This window comes from Nostoc sp. FACHB-133, assembly GCF_014698055.1.
GTDB lineage: Bacteria > Cyanobacteriota > Cyanobacteriia > Cyanobacteriales > Nostocaceae > Nostoc.
The window spans coordinates 62,253-81,488 of record NZ_JACJSH010000035.1 but is presented as its reverse complement, the minus strand read 5'-3'; the positions used below and the strand labels follow the sequence as shown (position 1 = coordinate 81,488).

Sequence of the window (19,236 nt, the reverse complement as noted above, 5' to 3'; positions counted from 1 at the left end):
TACCAGCCACCACCGAATCTAGCGCAGCGTTCCCCTGTTGCGTCAATGTTCACAGTCCCGGTTTTTTGTTCACGATCGCTTGACTTTTAAGACAGTCGCTACGTCTAGCTCTGAACACGGAAGTTGAGCCTTTGAACACGGAAGTTGAGCCTTTGAACACGGAAGTTACACCTTTGAACTCGGAAGTTACACCTTTGAACTCGGAAGTTGAGCCTCTGAACACGGAAGTTGAGCCTCTGAACACGGAAGTTGCACCTTTGAACTCGGAAGTTGCACCTTTGAACTCGGAAGTTGCACCTTTGAACACGGAATTTGCACCTTTGAACACGGAATTTGCACCTTTGAACACGGAAGTTGCACCTTTGAACACGGAATTTTGAAAATTCTAAGAGAACAGGTGAAGATTTTGTTTTATTACCCACACTACGCCAGCCGTGACTAAAGGCACACTGAGGTTATCTGTGCCGTGGGGTGAGACTGCCTCTACTAGGGTGGCGCAAGTAGCAGCTACCACCGCCATCAACAATGCCAACCCTAAACTTAAAGGTGTTCCTAGGGGACTCAGTGATGAACCAGGTAGCAGCAACAGCACTAATAAAATCACTACCGTACTCGCCACAAACATTACTGCCGAACCTTCCCAGGAACGCACTGAATTTCCTACTTGGTATTTATGCTGCCCGAAACGTCTACCAATTAATGCTGCTAGTGCATCACCCCAGGTCATCGCCATTATCCCAGCAACAGCGATCGCAACGCTATCTACTGGCCCGTCTGGTCGCCACAGTAGTCCGAAAAGCAATGTCACTGAGATAGCGAAATAAACAGTACCAGGTGAGCTATCCTGAGTATCCATTGCCCCAATGAATCGGTAGCGGTAGAACAGGTAGTTAAGTCCTATAAAGGTGGCAAAAGGTATAATTCCGATTTCCCAGTGATTAAATAATCGCAGGACACCGAAAACCCACATCCCTGCACCAATATGGATTACCTTGCGGGTCAAATCCGGCTTTACATCAAACAGCCTACGCAGTCCCTCGCCAAGCACAAGTAGACTAATCGCGTAAATATAAGAAATTGCTAGCCCGATAAAGTCATTGTTTGTCATTTGTCATTGGTCATTGGTCATTTGTCATGGGAATTGGGCATGGGGCATTGGGTATGGCTGAAGAATCAATAGTTCTTCTTTCCCTGCCTCCCCTGCTCCCTTCCTTCTTCACTTAGTGCGATCGCTATTTCGTCTCAGATTTTTTTCTAGTAACGAAACGCTACCAATACCTTGAAGAATACCACGACCGATTAAACCTAAGCCACGACCAATTATTTGGGTAAGGATGAAGACTATACCGCTACCTAAAAAAGATAATAGTGATTTTAAACGCGGTGCGATCGCATCACTAAATTCTAAAAGTAAAGTTACTATTAAAGGAATATTAGAAAGTTTTGCTAACTCCTGATTCCGAGGAGCATAAACTGAAGTTTTGGCAATACCACGAGGGGCAATAACAAATAGATCATAGCGACTTTCAAAAACTGCTTTCGGCTCCTCTATATAATTAATTAGACGATACTTCCACGATAAATCATTTCTAAAACGTTCAATTTCTCTGGTGGAAATAAATTCCCTGCAATATAAATTTTGCTTCATGATTTCCACATCTGCTAACGAATTTAACAGTGGTTGTACTACTCCATTCGCTACCTGAATCAACAAGTTCTCTAAAATCATTAATGCTTGGGACTTTGCTTCAGTGCCTAATACAGGATATGACGTATTATCAATTCTCAATTCCGTTTGAAATATTAAATAAGAATATAACTCAAAAACTAGCGGAATCTTGTTGAGAATATCTCTTTGCACAGCTTCTAGATTTTGCAGCAAAAAATTAACAATTTCTATGTTTTGATTCCCTATTTTGATTCGAGAAAATTTCCCAAAAAAATCTGTAATTGCTACTTCCCATAAATCGCGCAATAAGATATTTTTTACCTCATATAATTGATTCACGTCGAGTTGAGAAGCACGCAGTTCATCCAACTGCTCAGTCAATTTTTGCAGGATAAGATAAAGCAATTCCCGCTTTTTATCTTCACGAAAGATGTCAATTTCTAAAGGGACATCTGTGACATTTCGTAAAGGAAATTGAAGCTTGGTAATGCAAGATGCAAACAAGTTAAATTGTAGTGTTCCTAGACTAAGTAAAGGTAAAACAGTTTGCCGTGGCTGAATGGCACTACTCAATGAAGGGGTAAGAGGTGGCTCATCAGCAACCGGAATATCTTCCTCTTGCCTTTCTTGTGATGAAACTAACAACCGATTTAGCAACCAACGAGCCGCTAGCAGTTCTCGCCTCTGTCCAGCTAAAACTGCCCGATCTAATACTGCTAATCCAGGAACTTGTAATTGTGCTGTGACTGCGGCTAGGGTAGCTTCAATGTAACCAATTCCTGACAAACGTAAATTATTTCGCTGTCTATAAAAAGGGAGTGGGGAGTTGGGGGAGACGCGATTAATCGCATCTCTACTAGGGAGTGAGGAGTGAGGAGTTGTGATTGCTTCCGTGTTTCGAAACCAATATTCACCACCATCTGCAACTTCTTGCATAGCAGCGACTAACTCAGGAAGTGGTGTACCCTTGGGGCAGTAGCCATTTACACCAATAGATTTGGCCGCTAATAGCAGTCCTTGCTCTTGCACAGAACTAAGAAGCAGAATTGGCAGGTTGGGATATAAGGCTTTGAGTTGCCGACAGAATTGTAAACCTAGCTGCTGGCTGGTGATGGAGCGACCATTACCGAATTCCAAAACCACCAAATTCACCTGTTTAGGGTCTTCTTGGGCAATTTCTGCTAAAATCTGCAAGGCAGTGGTATCAGTTTCTACTACTCCTGTTACTTCCAGGTTAGGAATTGCTTCCAAAGCTACCCGTAATCCCAGACGAAAAATTGGGTCTTGGTCGAATAACAATAATTTTAAAGGGCGATCGCTCATAGTCTACTCAATTACACAAGCACTGTTTTTTACCAATCAGAAAACAGCTTTGATACAAAACTTTGTCTCCACCTATTGTTACCTGTTTTCGCAAACTGAATAAATCGATCATAATTGCCATAAGCAGCTGTCACTGTGTAATTAAATGAACTTGAGTATTCGGAACTGGTTAGCAGAACGCTATATCGCAATCAATCAAATCAGAGGATTTTCGGCGGGGCAATTGGCAGGTATTGCCTACCGGATTGTTCAGGATATGGAAGTCAAAAGCCTCATGCCTTTTGATATCTGTACCTTGGTAGAGGTTTTAGAACTGCCTTTAGGGATTGTTTGGGAAGAAATCAGTCTGATTTCGCAGTTAACACAAAACCTGTTGCGTAGCCTCAGCCAAAAAAAACCGTTAAAACGTAATGAGGGCACATGGCTAGCGTTCCAAATTGCCTATCTCCAGGCTTTGCAAGCAATTCTAGAGCAGGAAGCAAGCCTAAAAAGACCGTGGTTAGATCGGGCAAGTATACCAATCCAAGCACAAGTACTTAAAGAAGACGTTGGTAAACTCATCCTCCAAGATTCGCAACTGCAAGGATTGCTGAAAACTCTCAGCCCAGGTAAATTAACTGATACACAAGCCGAACAAGCACTGTCTCTGATTGCAGATTCTTTACTGGTGCAACAAATAAATCATGCTGTCATCGCTTGGTTTGTTGCCAATGGTGCAGAAGAATATGAAGTTAAACTCTTAACACAGCGTTTAGTTCACTCACTTCCTGGTGACATACTCGTAGTGGTTACTGAAAATGCTGCCCCTTTAGCCCAACTGCAAAAGTTTTTCCGTTTGGGAATTTCATTAGCCCCCAGTTTTATCGCTCCAGAAGCTGGTTCTACAGTTGGTGAGAAAATTGACTTGCATCGAGAACATTACCGGGCAAGTTTGATTAAAAACCTCAGTCTGCCTTTACTTATAGAATCCTTTGCTCTCAAGGATATCTATGTGCCACAAAAAGGCTTACCAATAGAGGAAAGTATTTCTGATGTGGATAAAAAAGCTGTTAAGTCAGTTGATTTAAAAACATGGGCGCAGCAACAGCTAGCTGATTTAGAAACGATCGCTGTCATTGAGTCGGAACCTGGTTTTGGAAAAACCAGTTTTTGCCAACTTTGGGCAGCAGAGATAGCGCAAGAAGTTTACCCTATTTGGATGCCTATAGTAATTAGGTTAAGGGATGTAAAATATGGCAAAACTTTAATCGAAACTCTAAATTCTGCTTTTAATGTTAATCTTTCAACCTGGTTAGAGCAAGAAAATATTCCTTGTCTGTTGCTGCTGGATGGTTTGGATGAACTGCCCCCTTCTGCTTATGGGGTAAGGGCAAAAGCAATTTTTGTTCAGCAACTACTGAACTTCCAATCTCAACATAGACACAAAATTGTATTAACGAGCCGCTCAACAACATTACAGGAAATCGCCCCAGAGATCCCCCTATCATTGAAGCGAATTATCATTCAACCGTTCGACGTGGACGAATTCAAACAATGGTTTCAGCAGTGGGCAAAAGTACAATCATTGGCGATCGCTCAAAATTTCTTTACATTCTTAAAACAGTCAGGCTTATTTGCCAGTCAATCAAGGTTTCCAGAATTATCTACCCTTGTTCGTCAACCCCTAATGTTGCATTTATTGGGGATTTTACACCGCGAAGGACTGCTAAATGATGAAGTATTACAACTAGCTGTTAATACCCCAAAGTCTTCTGTGGTATGGGAAATTTATCATCGCTTAAGTCGATGGTTGTTGGGCTATCCGCTAACTGGTGGGATTAAAACGATGCTGCTGCGCTCAGGATCGGCTCATATCCACCGGACTCCAGAAGCGATCGCTAATTTACTTGCTAATAATCATCCTCAAGATTTACTCGATCAAATGCAAGCGATCGCTCTGAAAATTTTACACTCACAACGTCATCAAATTAATTTGGCTGGTGAATTTAACAATTTACCAGGATTTTATTTTAAAATTCGGGACTTAGAAAGCTCAGAGAAAACTAGTTTAATTGAGTTTTCGCATATTAAGTTAGGAGAATTTCTTTGTGCTAAGGCTGTGACTGCTGAGTTGAAATTATTAACTCAGTGCCAAAATGAGGCTTATGGTTCCCTCACTTTTGTAGTTGATTCTCCCAGTAGCGTTGCCCAGCATATTTACAATTTACTCGGTTATGGGATACTGAGCCAGGAAATTGAAGAATTGGCGATCGCAATTTTACGCCGTGAACAAAAGCACAAGTTTTCTTTTGAAGTTTTGTTTCAACGTCTTTTGTCTTTCTGGCGTGCTTACTGTCAAGGCTATTGGTTAGATGAAGGGATAGCCCACAAAGCTTGGACTCATTTCCACGCACTACAAAACCCGGTGAATGTTGAGCAAGTCAATGCTGCGGTGGGATTAAATGTATTTTTATTGCTTTGTGCTTGCTATCGAGAAACCAAAATCCCTTTTTGGCCTTGTGGGAATCCGCTCAATTTAACAGAATTCAATCCAGAAGCTTTAAGTGCGCTAATTGCTAGAACAAACGTTCTCCACAAAAGTGCCTTTGCAACCCGAATCAAGTCTCTGGCTGGACTCAATTTATCGGGAGCCTCTTTGTTGCAAGTAATGTTAACTGGGATAAATCTTGAGCAGACAAACTTATCCAATGCGGAGTTAATTGGGACTAATTTAGCTGGAGCCAATTTGCAACAGGCTAATCTGACAGGCGCAAACCTTCAACAAGCTAACCTTACAGACGTAAACCTCGAACAGGCAAACCTGACAGGCGCAAATCTTCAACAAGCTAACCTTACGGGAGCAAATCTTAATTCAGCCGATCTCACCAAAGCTTGCTTCTTTGATGCCATCCTTCCTGAGGCTGGCAAAAAATTAGCTGCTGATAATGGTGCCTTGTTCTCTAAAGAGTCGTTTCAAAGACTGAAAAATTTGCGATCGCAGCAACCCTTCTTAAACACCATCCAAGTTACGCCAAACACAGATAAAAATTGGAATAAACCCCCTGCAAGCGGACTAATTGAAAGCTCCGAAGGCACAATTTTACCCGTGGGTTTCTATGATGATGATGTCGATGATGAAACAGTTTTTGGCAATAATTCTATTGAGCAATAGGGCTTTGGGCAAAACAGTTCCGAGTGCTGAGTGAAGAGTTAGGAGTTACGAATTCTCCCCCTGCCTCCCCTGCTCCCCTGCCTCCCCTGCCTCCCCCTACTCCCTACCCTTCTTCAGGGTTACGGTAGCCAACAAAGTTAATACTGTAGTCAGTAATTCGCACTCCTGTTTCTTCTTCAATTTTGCGAAGCAAATCTTCTGGTAGTTCCACATGAACATCAAGAATTTGATTTGTATCCACACAGTTAATATGACTGTGAGAGTCACTGATATTGCCATACAAACGCCCATCACAGCGTTCAATACATTCAATAATGCCTTGACTGGATAATGCTTCTAAATTTTGATAAACAGAGGTATGTCCGATCTCTTTACCTTCTTGGTTCAAGCGATCGTAAATCTCTCTAGCAGAAAGATGTTCATTTGCTTGCCAAAGTAATTCCAGAATAAAGCGACGCTGACGACTGACGCGCATACCCAGGATTTGACACCTATCTAGCGCATCTTCTAGAGAACGAATTGGTTTTGTTGAAATTGTTTGTTTTTGCATATTACAGCTTGTTAACTGTTAAGGGAATTTTCCCACTTCAATTTTTATTGGTTATTTAATATATGCAATAATATTGCACACCATTGTTCTACCTGTACTTATGTTTTGGCTTGTGATGCTTCGGAAGTAACAGGTGGCGATAAATAACGATCTATTTTTTGCTTGCTGATGGCTACTTTGTCAGACCTTAATCTAAAACAAACTCATTACAACTTTAACTTAAAATTGCTGGAAATGTCCACTTTGGGGCAGGTGTTGCCTAGAGGCAATAAGCAAGAGGAAAGAAGGCTTTTTGAGTTGTACGGAGTTTATTCAAAAATCAAATATGAGTCCTATATGTAACCTATGTAGTAATTTTTTAGTTAAACATGGGTATTTATCGCAGTCATGAAAGTAATATTTAACTATAGAAAGATCCGATACACGTGACTAACGTAAGTGTAGTCCGCCGCAGGTATCGCTAGCGGATGATATCAAATCTAGCAATAGATAGATATTTTTTATAAACAGCAAAAACTAAGTAAAAGTATCAAATAAATTTGAGAAGGTCAGATTTATTTCTAAACCTTGTATAGGTTGACCAAAATTATTAGCAAAAAAGTATTAGTAAATACCAATTAATTTCTCAAAGTCAATGTAGCGTCAATCCCTGAAAGCTGCTACTGTAGATTGTCGATCCTAAAGTTGAGCAAAAAGAAAGTGGCTGCTGAGTCAAAGACAATTGCGATCGCACTCAATAATGACTTCATTAACAATCTGGATCTTTCGCCTGCCTCAACGGTGATTGAACAACTGCTGCAAGATGGGGCCGCATCCCATGAACAGCAGCTACGCTTTGATATCAATTACGATCTCGAACCTGGCGATCCACGAGAACTCTCAGAAATTCCAGAAATACGGCTGTGGTTTGTGCGCCTAGATGCCAAATACCCCTGGTTAGCATTTTTACTAGATTGGAAAGCTGGAGAATTTGCTCGTTATGCCGCCATGCTAGTACCACACCAGTTCAGTTCTCAAGATGGCATTCAGTACAATCCTGAAGCCTTAGAAATATTTTTGATGCACAAAATCTTTGTTTTAGGTGATTGGCTCAAACAGCAGGATATCCCCAGCCTCTCGCGGTTAAAGTCTATGGCTCAAATGCTGGGTTATGAATTAGATGATGCTTTTTTTGAGATATTTTAATAAGAATTCAGGAGTCAGGAGCCAGAATTCAGAACAGGGTTAAGCGACTGGTGGATAGCGTAGCGTCTCATAGAGAACGTCTTGATTCTGACTTCTGTTAGCGGTAGCGGGGCGTTTAGCCCATTCTGACTTCTGTATTCTTCTTCAATACTGAAATAACCGCAAAATCTAGCTGTCACAACCAGGTTTTGCGGTCATTCAACAAACGGATGACTACATTAGATATCCAATAGACTAATTGCAGAAATTGGGACAAACTGCTGGTTTAGCCACCCCAGATTTTCTCTAAAACTGCGTTTGGTGAAACATCCGCTGTTTTTCCCGTGGGGGATGCAATAGCCAGGAATTTATCGTTTTTCGGCAACAACTTAGCTGGATCGGTGGCCCCAAATAGGGCAATGGTATAGGTTTGGACTGCAACACTCAGTTGTAGTGCCGGACTATCAGTAGACAACATCAAATTTGCCCCGGCGATCATAGCAGTTAACTTGCCAATATCATCTGGGGCAGTCACCTTGATATCTGGAGAAGACCCCAGAAGCGATCGCACAAACTGTTCATCGCCGATTCCCTTAACAACCACCACAGGCAGGTCAGGCTGCTTATCTTGGAAACCTTGAATAATTTGATGCCAACTTTCGACAGGGTAGATTTTATCCAGTTCTTTAGCCTGAGATAACTGGCCAGAACCGCCATGAATCAAGATATAGCCTGTTTCATGCACTCCTAAGCGTTTCTGTTCTTTTTGTGCCCACTCAATATCTGGTTTGGGCACATTTACTGCTAACTCTGGGACAGGACTATTTATTTCCAATGGTTGCAGCAAATCGTGATATACTGCCGCCGCATACTGGGATGCTTTAAATGGCACAGCGTGGGTCAGAAAAACCGAACCATTGCCTTTGTAGCCAATACGTATGGGAATTCCCGTCAACCAGAGCAAAAGACTAAGCAACCAAATTTGCTTAACAACAATGACAACATCGTATTCGCGATCGCGAATTGTCCCCACCAAGTTACCCCAATCTGCCAGACTATTACGGTCGTTAAAATCAAAGTTCAGCACCTCGTGAACTGACTTGCTCACTCGGTAGGCAGCCTTTGACCGGGGTTCAACAACGACATCTATTTGAGCGTCAGGGTAATTGCGCTTCAGGTCATCTAGAGTCGGAAAGAAGAGAATTTGGTCGCCAATTCCGCCAGGTACAAGGGCTACTACTCGCATAATATTTATTGACGCTTACTCGCTCCCTATTTTAGGGGAAAATATATAGCTTAAAGATTGAGGAATTCTGTGTATTTACTAATTCCATCTGCGGGAATCGGAAAAAGAATGGGTAGTAACCGCAATAAACTCCTGCTGAAAGTGCGATCGCAACCAATTATTGCTTGGACTCTATTAGCCGCAGAAGCCGCCAATACAATCAGTTGGATCGGGATTATTTCTCAGCCTACCGATTGGCCAGACTTCAGAGCAATTCTCGCCGATCTCAAGCTCACTAAACCAGTGCAATTGATTCAAGGCGGCTCCACGCGTCAAGAATCTGTTTACAACGGCTTGCAGGCTTTGCCACTAGTCGCAGAACAAGTGTTGATTCACGATGGCGCTAGATGTCTCGCCACACCAGATTTATTTAACTCTTGTGCCCAAGCCATTCGCCACTGCCCCGGTTTAATTGCTGGTGTACCGGTCAAAGACACCATCAAAGTTGTCGATGAACAAGGCATAATTCAAGAAACACCCGACAGACAAAAATTGTGGGCGGCACAAACTCCCCAAGGATTTGATGTCAAGTTGTTGAAACAGTGTCACGCCGAAGGTGTCCGTCAAGGTTGGGAAGTAACTGACGATGCCGCTTTATTTGAAAAGTGCGGCATCAAAGTCCGAATTGTCGAGGGAGAGGAGACAAATTTAAAAGTGACGACTCCACAAGATTTAGCGATCGCAGAATTTATTCTCACAACTAGAGGATTTTAAGGAATGGGGAATGGGGAATGGAGGGCAGGGAGCAGGGGGAGCAGGGGAGGCAGGGGGAGCTTTCAAGGGTAGGTTTTTTAGAATCTCAAAAATAGTTGAGAAAATTCTCAATTGTTTAACGTGGTTTGGTCATTTCAGGATTTAAGCATCGGCTGAAATAGCCAAAAAATGATCAAATACAAAATACCTACCCTTGAAAGGGCAGGGGGAGTAGGGGAAGAAGAACTATTGATTCTTGAGCTATGCCCAATGCCCCATGCCCCATGCCCCATTCCCAATTTGAGAGTATCAAACAATATTTTGACAATTTACGATATAATGCCACACACTTGTTGATTATTAGTTGTCATGTACTAATGACCAATGACTAATGACTAATGACCAATGACTAATGACTAATGACTAAATGATTACAGCCACAGCGACGAAGATAGAAGCAATTCTCTATTTAAAGGGTAAACCCTTGTCGCTCGGCGAAATCGCCGAGTATGCAGCGTGCGATCGCGCCACTGTCAAAGAAGGCATAATTGAACTCATGGACAATTATGCCCACCGAGATAGCGCCCTAGAGGTAATAGAAACCCCTGATGGTTACAGTTTGCAACTACGGTCTGATTTTCAGGATTTAGTGCAAACGATGATACCAGTAGAATTGGGTGTAGGTGCATTGCGGACTTTAGCTGCGATCGCCCTTAATAGTCCTATACTCCAGAGCGACTTAATTAACTTGCGCGGTTCAGGAGTATATCAACACGTTCCCGAACTCGTAGAACTTGGTTTTATCCGCAAACGCCGAGACAGCGATTCTCGCTCCTACTCACTCCAAGTAACCCCAAAATTCCATCAGTATTTCCAAATCGAACAACTCCCACAAATACTTTCTAACAACCAAAAGGAAGAACAACTAGAACTAGAACTAGAACTAGAACTAAAGGGAGTAGGGAGTGGGGAATAGGGAATGGGGAATGGGGAAGATGAGGGAGACAAGGAGGACAAGGGGGAGTTATTGAAATAAGTCTCTTCCTTGTCTCTTCTTCATGCCAATTCCCAATACCCAATCCCTACTCCCCATTCCCCAATCCCCAATACCCAATCCCCAATCCCCAATCCCCAATGACTTATACCCGTGGTGAATGCGCTAGCCTTGTACTATGGTTTAGAGTAGAGTTAGCAATTAAGCTAAATAAAACTGCCAATGGTGTTTAATCCTGACTTTTTAAATGACAACTCCGAGGAACACCCCAATCAACTTCTTTCCGACCACGCTGAGGAATACCCCAATCAGTTACTCAAATATCTACAACATCAGTCTCCTGATGTTCTAGCGAGGATTGCTCAATCCGCCAGCCCTGAAATTAAACAAATCATCTCGCAAAATGTCCAAGGGCTAGTGGGAATGCTCCCGGCAGAAAATTTCAACGTGCAAATTACAACAGATCGGGATAACTTAGCTGGGCTTCTAGCGTCGGCCATGATGACGGGGTATTTTCTGCGCCAGATGGAACAAAGAATGCAGTTAGAGCATTTGTCTAATGGTCAATAGTCAATAGTCAAACATTCTGGGACTATTGACTACTTCCTTTCAGGATAAGCTCCTGATTGTACTTTGAAGGTTTGAATTTTCCCGCTACGATTGACCTCGATAGCTATTATGTCCCCAACTTTGCTGGACTCTACCAGCTTTTGAACTTGGGCCGAGGTTTTAACTGGTTTACCGTTAACTTTTTGAATCACGTCTCCAGGAAGCAATCCTCCGCGCTTGGCTGGGGAATCGCCTGTAACTCCTTTAATCACAATGCCAACATCCTGCTGAATGTTCAGTTGATTTTCTTGATTAATCTGCTGTTTTTTGATGGCAGAAAGGTCTGCCATTTCAACACCTAAGAAGGGATGTTCTACACGCCCTTTGGTAAAAAGTTCATTGGCAATGCGGGCGGCGGTTTCAATGGGGATCGCAAAACCGAGTCCTTGAGCATCAGCGCGGATGGCAGTATTAACACCAATCACTTCGCCTTGAGCGTTTAATAAGGGACCACCGGAATTACCAGGGTTAATTGCAGCATCAGTTTGGATAAAGCTGACTCGCTTATCTGGTACACCAACTTGAGTACTGGTGCGATCGGTAGCGCTGATAATGCCGATAGTGACAGTATTATCTAAACCTAGAGGGTTGCCAATTGCGATCGCCCACTGTCCTGGTATTAAGTTTTGCGAATTGCCCAGTTTCACAGTTGGCAAATGATTCGCTTTTATTTTCACCACTGCCACATCTGTCACAGAATCAACTCCTACCACCTTGCCCTCTAAACTTCGACCATCCTTGAGGGTGACTTGTACTGTATCTGTATCTGCTACTACATGAGCGTTAGTGAGTAATTCCCCATCCTCGCTCAAAATAAATCCCGATCCTGTACCGCGCTCAATCCGTTCTTCGGGAATTGGTTGCTCATCCTCTCCAAAAAATCGCCGCAAGAGCGGATTTTTTAATGCGTCAGAGATGGGATTGGCAACTTTGCGAGTGGCATTAATTCGCACCACAGCCGGGCCAACTTTTTGCACTGCCGTCGCAATAAAATTCACATTATCGCCTCCAGTAGCCCCAATTGCTCCATTAGGAGAATTTGGCACTACAGATTCTGGAGGCAAAGCCATTGTCACATTTCTTAACTGTTGGAATGAGGAATTTTGTAGTAGGAGATAGCGACTGCCAAACAAACCTGCACCACAGCCAAATACCACTAAGAACAAATAAACACCTAGTTGCTTTAAAGATAACTTCATAACAATTCTGCTTAAGGACAACAATGCAGTTGCTAATTTCTAAGTGTAGTCAAGCTAACGGCAAGTGGACAGATCAATTTACGAGGAATTAAGCATTGGGCATTGGGAATTGGGAATTGGTTATTTCCCCCTTGCTCCCTTTGCTTCCCCTGCTCCCTTTGCTCCCCTGCTCCCCGATCTCCCCACTTCCCACACTCTCCATCTAAAATTTAAAGTTAATGCGCTCTTGATCTGTATACATGACTTTACCCTTTCGTCAACTGTTTCTCTGTAGCCTAGTTAGCACCTTGAGCCTAGTAAGCATACTGCCAAACTTGAACAGTGCTAACGCTGCTGTAGGTGGTTGCCCGATTCCAGCCCTATCTCGCTTCCAACGCCATAAAGTTGTTCGTGGCGAAACTTTGGAGAGCATAGCGCAGCGCTACAATCTCATACCTACAACTATTATTGGCATGAATCCAGCTTTGCAGAATGGCGCGGTCGTAGCCGTTGGTAGTGTGCTTCAAATTCCTCCCTACAATGGGATTGTAGTTGAAGTACCTCGCGGTCAAACTTGGCGACAAGTGGCAGCACAATACAAAGTTCGTGCTGATAGCCTTTTTGAGGTGAATGGCTGCCAACAAGACCCCAGAATTGTGTTTGTTCCGGGGGTAAATTGGTCGCCCAATGGTGTTGTAACTAAGTCCCCTTTACCTACTGATGCAGGTACGCCAAACCGTGCATCCCTTTCTGGATATCCCTTGGCACAAGTTGCAAATGTAGGATTAGCTTATGGATGGCAAATTAATCCGGCGACAGGTGAAGTTTTTTTCCACAGTGGTGTTGACTTATTAGCACCAGTTGGGAGTAATGTATTAGCGATCGCTCCTGGAACCGTAGCCTTTGCTAATGACCAAGGTTCTTATGGCAAGTTGGTCATCATTAACCACAGTGGCGGGCTTCAAAGCCGCTACGCCCAACTTGATACCATCAAGGTTACTGTTGGTCAGCAAATAAAAAAAGGAGACTCACTAGGAACAGTAGGCACTAGTGGAAAACCAACTTCCACTCAACCGCATCTCCACTTTGAAGTGCGTTCTAGCTCATCTCTGGGTTGGGTAGCACAAGACCCAAAGGGTTATTTGAAGAAATGAAGAAGTGGGAAAATCAGGGAGCAGAGGAAGCAGAGGGACAACGGGACAAGGGGTGAGAACTTGAAACAAGTCTTTCCCCTTGTCCCCAATTCTCCTTGTCCCCAAGTCCTCTTCTCAATTCCCAATTCCCTATGTCCTATGCCCAATTCCCAAATTCGCTAGATTTTATGATGTGCATTCCTGCCTCTGCAAACCTTGCAAATGCTGCATCTGCCTGTTCTGTGTAGTCCACAATATTTGGAACAACAACGGGAGAAGTGCAATCTTCTAAGAGATAGATTTTTTGAGCAAGGGTAGCATCTACCTGTTTAATTTCTGTTAATAAATCGTCAATTGTCCAGGCGACGCAATGACTTTTAGCTTGACCACCAATAATAACAGTATCAAATTCTAAAAGTTGCTTAATCAAACGGGTATTTTTTTGACCAAGTGGACGTTGTTCAAAATCTTCCAACACCTCTGGACGTAAGATCGAATAGTTTTCTGTTAAAGGATTTTCACCCTTGATTTCAAATTGTGTTTGGCTTTGACGAGCAATACTGTGGAAAAATATTGCTTCCTCCACCGATGAAACTAAAGCATGACCAATACCGCCCAACATAGAATGATAAGGCCAAATTGTGAGGGGATATTTACCATCTTGGCTGAGTTTTCTAACGTAATGATAAGCGTGTTTTTCTAATAATTCATAATCTCCATTAGTAATACTGTCAGCAACTGCTGGATTAACTTTCCAGATACCTTGTTCGATATCTGCTAAAGTGATATTAGTTGCTGCTGGAGTAGGATGTTCTCCGCCAGCATTCACCCAAAAGATAGGATGGAAGATTTGCGTTGCTGTATGGGTATCTAGAGTGGGTACAATTTTTGTAATGACTCCCAAGTTGCGATAGATAAACTCACATAATCTGACGTTATCATTCACCGCCTCATTCCCAGATTTTCCACCTACAAATAGTTCAAAGCTGGGGATACAAAAAGTATTTTGAAGATCAATTAACAATAAGCAAATACGATTTTTGTCTGAAGATGCTGGTTTGATTCCATGTTTTTTTACCCAAGTTTCAGCTGTTACAGCGATTTGTTGGTAAGGTACACGCCAGACCTCTCCTACTTTGTCGGGGTTAAAGTGTGGGGGAATTGGTAGTTGGGTTGTTGTTTGGGTGTTCATAATTTCAGCTTTTCGATTTTATATTAGGATTTACCGACATTCAACGAATTCTTCTTTGAGCAAAGTACGATTTCGGATGTCATAGGTTGAGCAGTAATATTCTACTCAACCCTAACCTCCAATTATTGATACAGCAAATAAATAAAAATATTCTTAGTTCCAGAACAGGATGATAAGTAAGTGGGCGTAAATAATTGTCGTTGGATAAGGCAATAGGCAACAGGCAATATATATGAGGGTTTTAGCCTAGGTCGTTTTTCTTTACATAGTTTGATTTTATTGTGCCAACTTATTTAACTAGGGATGATACTTAGGACATAAATCTTCTGATAGAGAGACGAGAACAAGATGAAATTGTATTCTGTTAACAATGTTATTTTGAGGTAAATATTTAAAAGGTAAAAATGATTTTTACTAAGAATTTAAGCCAGAAGAATTACTGAATATTATTACTCAACAAAAGCAGAAGGGAGTAAAAAGATGAAGTTTCGCCTAAGACGGCGTAGATTGAGCCAATTGATGCTCGTCAGTACAGTAGCGACTACGCTCAGTAGTTTTGCAGAGAAAACTGTGGCACAAACTCCGATAAAAAGAACTACCCCCATGCTGAAAAGTTCGATATCTGAAACTATGAAGGTGACACTACAGGTGAACGGAACAAAACATAGTTTGCAAATTGAACCGCGTGTCACCTTACTTGATGCACTTCGTGAATACATAGGGCTAACTGGCAGTAAAAAAGGTTGTGACCACGGTCAATGCGGTGCTTGTACGGTGCTGGTTGATGGACAGCGAATTAACTCCTGTCTGACTTTTGCCATCATGCACACAGATGCTGCTATTACAACTATTGAAGGTCTGGCGCAAGGAGACAATCTGCACCCGATGCAAGCCGCATTTCTTGCCCGCGACGCATTTCAGTGCGGTTATTGCACACCGGGACAAATTTGTTCGGCGGTGAGTTTAGTCAACGAAGGACACGCTAAGTCAGATGACGACATTCGGGAATTAATGAGCGGCAATATCTGCCGTTGTGGTGCTTATCCAAATATCGTGGCTGCTGTCCGCGATGTCTTAGAAGGAAAAAAAGATGCAGCCCTTTAACTATCAAAAAGCGCGACAAGCGGAAAATGCCGTGGCGTTGGTGGCTCCAGATGCCGAAGCCTCGTATCTTGCTGGTGGTACTAGCCTAATCGATTTGATGAAGTTGAATGTGCAAACGCCAACAGAGTTGGTTGATATTAACCCACTCCCATTAAGCAAGATAGAAATGCAAAGTAACAATCTGCGGATTGGAGCAATGGCACGCAATAGCGACGTTGCTTATGATGCGATAGTTCAACAGCGTTACCCTGTGCTGTCAGAAGCGTTGTTGTCTGGGGCATCACCGCAACTGCGAAACATGGCAACAGTGGGCGGAAATTTGCTACAACGTACCCGGTGTTACTACTTCCGCGATACTTCCATGCCCTGCAATAAGCGCGTTCCCGGTTCCGGTTGTGCGGCAATTGAAGGTTACAACCGGATTCACGCAATTCTCGGCGGTAGCGATCGCTGTATTGCCACTCATCCTTCTGATATGGCGGTGGCAATGGTGGCACTTGATGCGGTTGTGCAAACACGTGGGCCGAATGGAGAGCGGAGTATTCCACTTGTAGATTTTCATCTTGTCCCTGGCGAGACACCCGAACGGGAGACAGTTCTCCAACATGGAGAGTTAATTGTTGCCGTTGACTTACCTGCTTCATCATTTGCAGCCCGATCGCACTATTTAAAAGTTCGCGATCGCGCTTCTTATGCTTTTGCAATGGTATCAGTGGCGGCGGCGCTAGATATTCAAAATGGGATTATTCGCTCGGCCCGCATTGCCCTTGGTGGGGTAGGGACAAAACCCTGGCGTGCCTACGATGCAGAAAAAGCCCTCGTGAATCAGCCAGCAAACCAGGCAGCATTCCAAGCAGCAGCAAATGCTGCCGTTGCTGGAGCTAAACCTCAAAAATACAACGGGTTTAAGGTCGAACTGGCTAAACGCACCATTGTTAAGGCGCTGACAACGGTAGGGGGGATGGCATGAATACAAATGATACAAATATAGTTGTCGGCAAACCACTCAATCGAGTTGATGGCCATCTGAAGGTGACGGGTGAAGCACGTTATGCGGCAGAGTTTCCAGTCGCAAAAATGACTTATGGAGTCACAATTCAAAGTGCGATCGCTAAAGGGAAGATTGCCCAAATTGATACAAAGGCGGCGGAGCAAGTACCGGGTGTATTAGCAGTTATTACCCACCTCAACGCGCCCAAAGCTGATGGAGAAAAGGGCGGCGGTCATAAGGTGCAAGTGTTACAAGATAACATTGTGCTGTATAGCGGTCAGCATATTGGTGTCGTCGTTGCCGATACCTTTGAACGAGCGATGTATGCTGCCTCACTCGTACAAGTTCGCTATGACGAAGAAAAACCTGCCATCAATATGCGGGAGAATCTCGCTAAGGCATACTTTCCTAAAGGTAAAATCCCTAGAGAGGAATCGCCCGATTCATCTCACGGCAATGTTAAGCAGGCACTAGTAAATGCTGCTGTTCGCGTCGAGCAAACTTATACCACTCCAGTGGAAAATCACAATCCGATGGAGCCTCATGCCACAACAGCAGTTTGGCAAGGCGATGAACTGCTGTTGTATGACGCAACTCAGGGAATTTTTTCGACTCAACAAAAAGTTGCGGAGGTATTAGGAATTAAGCCTGAGAAAGTCCGTATTATGTCTTACTTTGTGGGCGGTGGTTTTGGTTGCAAAGGGTCGGCTTGGTCGCACGTACCACTAGCAGCGATCGCAGCACGGCAGGTAAATCGCCCAGTCAAATTAGTTCTGGGACGGATACAAATGTATGGCCCTGTCGGCTTCCGACCAGAGACAATTCAACAGGTTTCTTTGGGTGCTACCCGCGACGGAAAATTAACTGCACTCCGACACACTGGCACTTCACAGACTTCAACTTTTGATGAATTCATTGAACCTGTTGGTAAAAGCGCTCGGATGATTTACGCTTGCCCGAATATCGAAACTAGCCATCGTCTGGTTCAGCTAGATCAGGGAACACCAACCTATATGCGTGCCCCAGGTGAAGCTTCTGGATCGTTCGCCTTAGAATCGGCAATGGACGAACTGGCTTATGCGCTCAATATCGATCCAGTGGAACTGCGGCTGCGTAACCATGCTGATGTCGATCCTAGTAAAGGACTGCCTTGGTCGAGCAAATCACTCATCCAGTGCTACAAGACAGGAGCAGAAAAGTTTGGCTGGCAAAAGCGTAATCCTCAACCCCGTTCGATGCGAGACGGCAATTATTTGATTGGTTGGGGTATGGCAACAGCAACTTATCCTACTAATCGTTCTCCGGCATCAGCGATCGCTCAGATTATGGCAGACGGTACAGCCGTAGTGCAAAGCGGTTCTCAAGATATTGGTACGGGTACTTATACTGTCATGACTCAAGTTGCAGCTGATGCGCTTGGTCTAGCAGTTGAGAAAGTTCGCTTTGAACTAGGCGATACTAAGATGCCAGAAACTCCCATTTCCGGTGGTTCGCAAACAGCAGCTAGTGTAAGTTCGGCTGTACATTTAGCGGGCAATCAAGCTCGTAGTAAACTTTTGCAACTAGCACTTGCCGATCAAAAATCGCCGCTTTATAGTTCAAACGCTGAAGATGTAATTGCCCAAAATGGTAGCTTTTTCTTAAAAAATAAATCGTCTGTAAGCGAAACATATCAAGCAATCTTGGCACGACATGGAATGAAAATGATCGAAGCGCGTGCAGATGCCAAGCTGGGAGACGAACAAAAGAAGTTCTCAATGCACGCATTTGGATCGCAATTTGCCGAAGTCCGCGTTAACCCTGATTCCGGCGAAGTGCGAGTAACGCGCTGGGTGGGAAGCTTTGGTGTTGGACGCATCCTCAACGCCAAAACAGCCAACAGTCAACTCATTGGTGGGATTGTCTACGGTATCGGTATGGCACTGATGGAACATACGGTTATAGACCCGAATCTCGGACGTGTTGTCAACCATGATTTAGCTGAATATCACGTACCAGTAAATGCAGACGTTCCTGATATTGAGGTGTTGTTTGTCGATGAACACGATCCACATATCAACCCGCTTGGTGTCAAGGGGATTGGGGAAATTGGGATTACCGGTACTGCTGCGGCGATCGCTAACGCTGTTTATCATGCCACAGGTAGGCGCGTTCGTGATTTACCAATTACATTAGATAAACTGCTGTAAAGCATTGGGCA

16 protein-coding genes are annotated in these 19,236 nt (G+C 43.5%); 10 read left to right on the top strand and 6 right to left on the bottom strand.

The window, feature by feature from the left end; translation table 11 throughout:
* The first annotated feature begins 131 nt into the window (after positions 1-131).
* Positions 132-380 (top strand): ribosomal eL19 family protein, encoded by a 249-nt coding sequence (locus H6G86_RS24590; RefSeq protein WP_190936527.1) that lies wholly within the window; start codon positions 132-134, stop codon positions 378-380.
* Between the two features lie 5 nt (positions 381-385).
* On the opposite strand, the gene H6G86_RS24585 is transcribed toward H6G86_RS24590, so the two are convergent.
* Both H6G86_RS24585 and H6G86_RS24580 read right to left on the bottom strand, forming a co-directional pair.
* On the bottom strand, positions 386-1,108 hold the full coding sequence (locus H6G86_RS24585) for a diacylglycerol/polyprenol kinase family protein (protein WP_190936526.1): 723 nt from the start codon (positions 1,106-1,108) through the stop codon (positions 386-388).
* Between the two features lie 108 nt (positions 1,109-1,216).
* The gene (locus tag H6G86_RS24580) at positions 1,217-2,992 is read right to left on the bottom strand and encodes a DUF3685 domain-containing protein (RefSeq protein ID WP_190936525.1); all 1,776 of its coding nucleotides are present in this window, start codon (positions 2,990-2,992) and stop codon (positions 1,217-1,219) included.
* Between the two features lie 145 nt (positions 2,993-3,137).
* Here H6G86_RS24580 and H6G86_RS24575 point away from each other — a divergent pair, with 145 nt between their 5' ends.
* Positions 3,138-6,143: a pentapeptide repeat-containing protein gene (locus tag H6G86_RS24575; RefSeq protein WP_190936524.1), complete on the top strand. Its 3,006-nt coding sequence runs from the start codon at positions 3,138-3,140 to the stop codon at positions 6,141-6,143.
* Between the two features lie 103 nt (positions 6,144-6,246).
* On the opposite strand, the gene H6G86_RS24570 is transcribed toward H6G86_RS24575, so the two are convergent.
* On the bottom strand, positions 6,247-6,693 hold the full coding sequence (locus H6G86_RS24570) for a Fur family transcriptional regulator (RefSeq protein WP_114082541.1): 447 nt from the start codon (positions 6,691-6,693) through the stop codon (positions 6,247-6,249).
* Between the two features lie 699 nt (positions 6,694-7,392).
* Between H6G86_RS24570 and H6G86_RS24565 the strand changes: the two genes are divergently transcribed.
* Complete coding sequence (locus H6G86_RS24565) at positions 7,393-7,878, top strand: CRR6 family NdhI maturation factor (protein WP_190936523.1); 486 nt, start codon at positions 7,393-7,395, stop codon at positions 7,876-7,878.
* Between the two features lie 265 nt (positions 7,879-8,143).
* On the opposite strand, the gene H6G86_RS24560 is transcribed toward H6G86_RS24565, so the two are convergent.
* A complete protein-coding gene (locus H6G86_RS24560; RefSeq protein WP_190936522.1) occupies positions 8,144-9,103 on the bottom strand; it encodes a glycosyltransferase family 9 protein in 960 nt (319 codons plus the stop codon).
* Between the two features lie 69 nt (positions 9,104-9,172).
* Here H6G86_RS24560 and ispD point away from each other — a divergent pair, with 69 nt between their 5' ends.
* The 3 genes from ispD to H6G86_RS24545 all read left to right on the top strand — a co-directional run bounded on the left by ispD (position 9,173) and on the right by H6G86_RS24545 (position 11,399).
* Positions 9,173-9,856 carry a 2-C-methyl-D-erythritol 4-phosphate cytidylyltransferase gene (gene ispD, locus H6G86_RS24555; protein ID WP_190936521.1) on the top strand — a complete coding sequence of 228 codons (684 nt, stop codon included), beginning with the start codon at positions 9,173-9,175 and terminating at the stop codon, positions 9,854-9,856.
* Between the two features lie 406 nt (positions 9,857-10,262).
* Positions 10,263-10,811: an SMC-Scp complex subunit ScpB gene (gene scpB / locus H6G86_RS24550; protein WP_190936520.1), complete on the top strand. Its 549-nt coding sequence runs from the start codon at positions 10,263-10,265 to the stop codon at positions 10,809-10,811.
* 240 nt (positions 10,812-11,051) lie between these two features.
* Positions 11,052-11,399, top strand: a complete 348-nt coding sequence (locus H6G86_RS24545) for a DUF760 domain-containing protein (protein ID WP_012411319.1) — start codon at positions 11,052-11,054, stop codon at positions 11,397-11,399.
* Between the two features lie 29 nt (positions 11,400-11,428).
* On the opposite strand, the gene H6G86_RS24540 is transcribed toward H6G86_RS24545, so the two are convergent.
* On the bottom strand, positions 11,429-12,637 hold the full coding sequence (locus H6G86_RS24540; protein ID WP_190936519.1) for an HhoA/HhoB/HtrA family serine endopeptidase: 1,209 nt from the start codon (positions 12,635-12,637) through the stop codon (positions 11,429-11,431).
* Positions 12,638-12,876: 239 nt separating this feature from the next.
* On the opposite strand from H6G86_RS24540, the gene H6G86_RS24535 reads away from it, so the two are divergent.
* The gene (locus H6G86_RS24535; RefSeq protein WP_190936518.1) at positions 12,877-13,770 is read left to right on the top strand and encodes a LysM peptidoglycan-binding domain-containing M23 family metallopeptidase; all 894 of its coding nucleotides are present in this window, start codon (positions 12,877-12,879) and stop codon (positions 13,768-13,770) included.
* A 136-nt stretch (positions 13,771-13,906) separates the two neighbouring features.
* Here H6G86_RS24535 and H6G86_RS24530 read toward each other — a convergent pair whose 3' ends face one another.
* Positions 13,907-14,941: a cysteine hydrolase family protein gene (locus H6G86_RS24530; RefSeq protein ID WP_190936517.1), complete on the bottom strand. Its 1,035-nt coding sequence runs from the start codon at positions 14,939-14,941 to the stop codon at positions 13,907-13,909.
* A 480-nt stretch (positions 14,942-15,421) separates the two neighbouring features.
* Between H6G86_RS24530 and H6G86_RS24525 the strand changes: the two genes are divergently transcribed.
* Genes H6G86_RS24525 through H6G86_RS24515 form a run of 3 tightly spaced genes read left to right on the top strand, consistent with a single transcriptional unit; the run spans position 15,422 to position 19,225 of the window.
* On the top strand, positions 15,422-16,045 hold the full coding sequence (locus tag H6G86_RS24525) for a (2Fe-2S)-binding protein (protein ID WP_190936516.1): 624 nt from the start codon (positions 15,422-15,424) through the stop codon (positions 16,043-16,045).
* Positions 16,032-17,015 (top strand): FAD binding domain-containing protein, encoded by a 984-nt coding sequence (locus tag H6G86_RS24520; protein ID WP_190936515.1) that lies wholly within the window; start codon positions 16,032-16,034, stop codon positions 17,013-17,015. The genes H6G86_RS24525 and H6G86_RS24520 overlap by 14 nt, the downstream gene beginning before the upstream one ends.
* Entirely contained in the window at positions 17,012-19,225 is a 2,214-nt protein-coding gene (locus H6G86_RS24515; protein ID WP_190936514.1) for a xanthine dehydrogenase family protein molybdopterin-binding subunit, read from the top strand. Before H6G86_RS24520 ends, H6G86_RS24515 begins: the two co-directional genes overlap by 4 nt.
* Positions 19,226-19,236 lie beyond the last annotated feature (11 nt).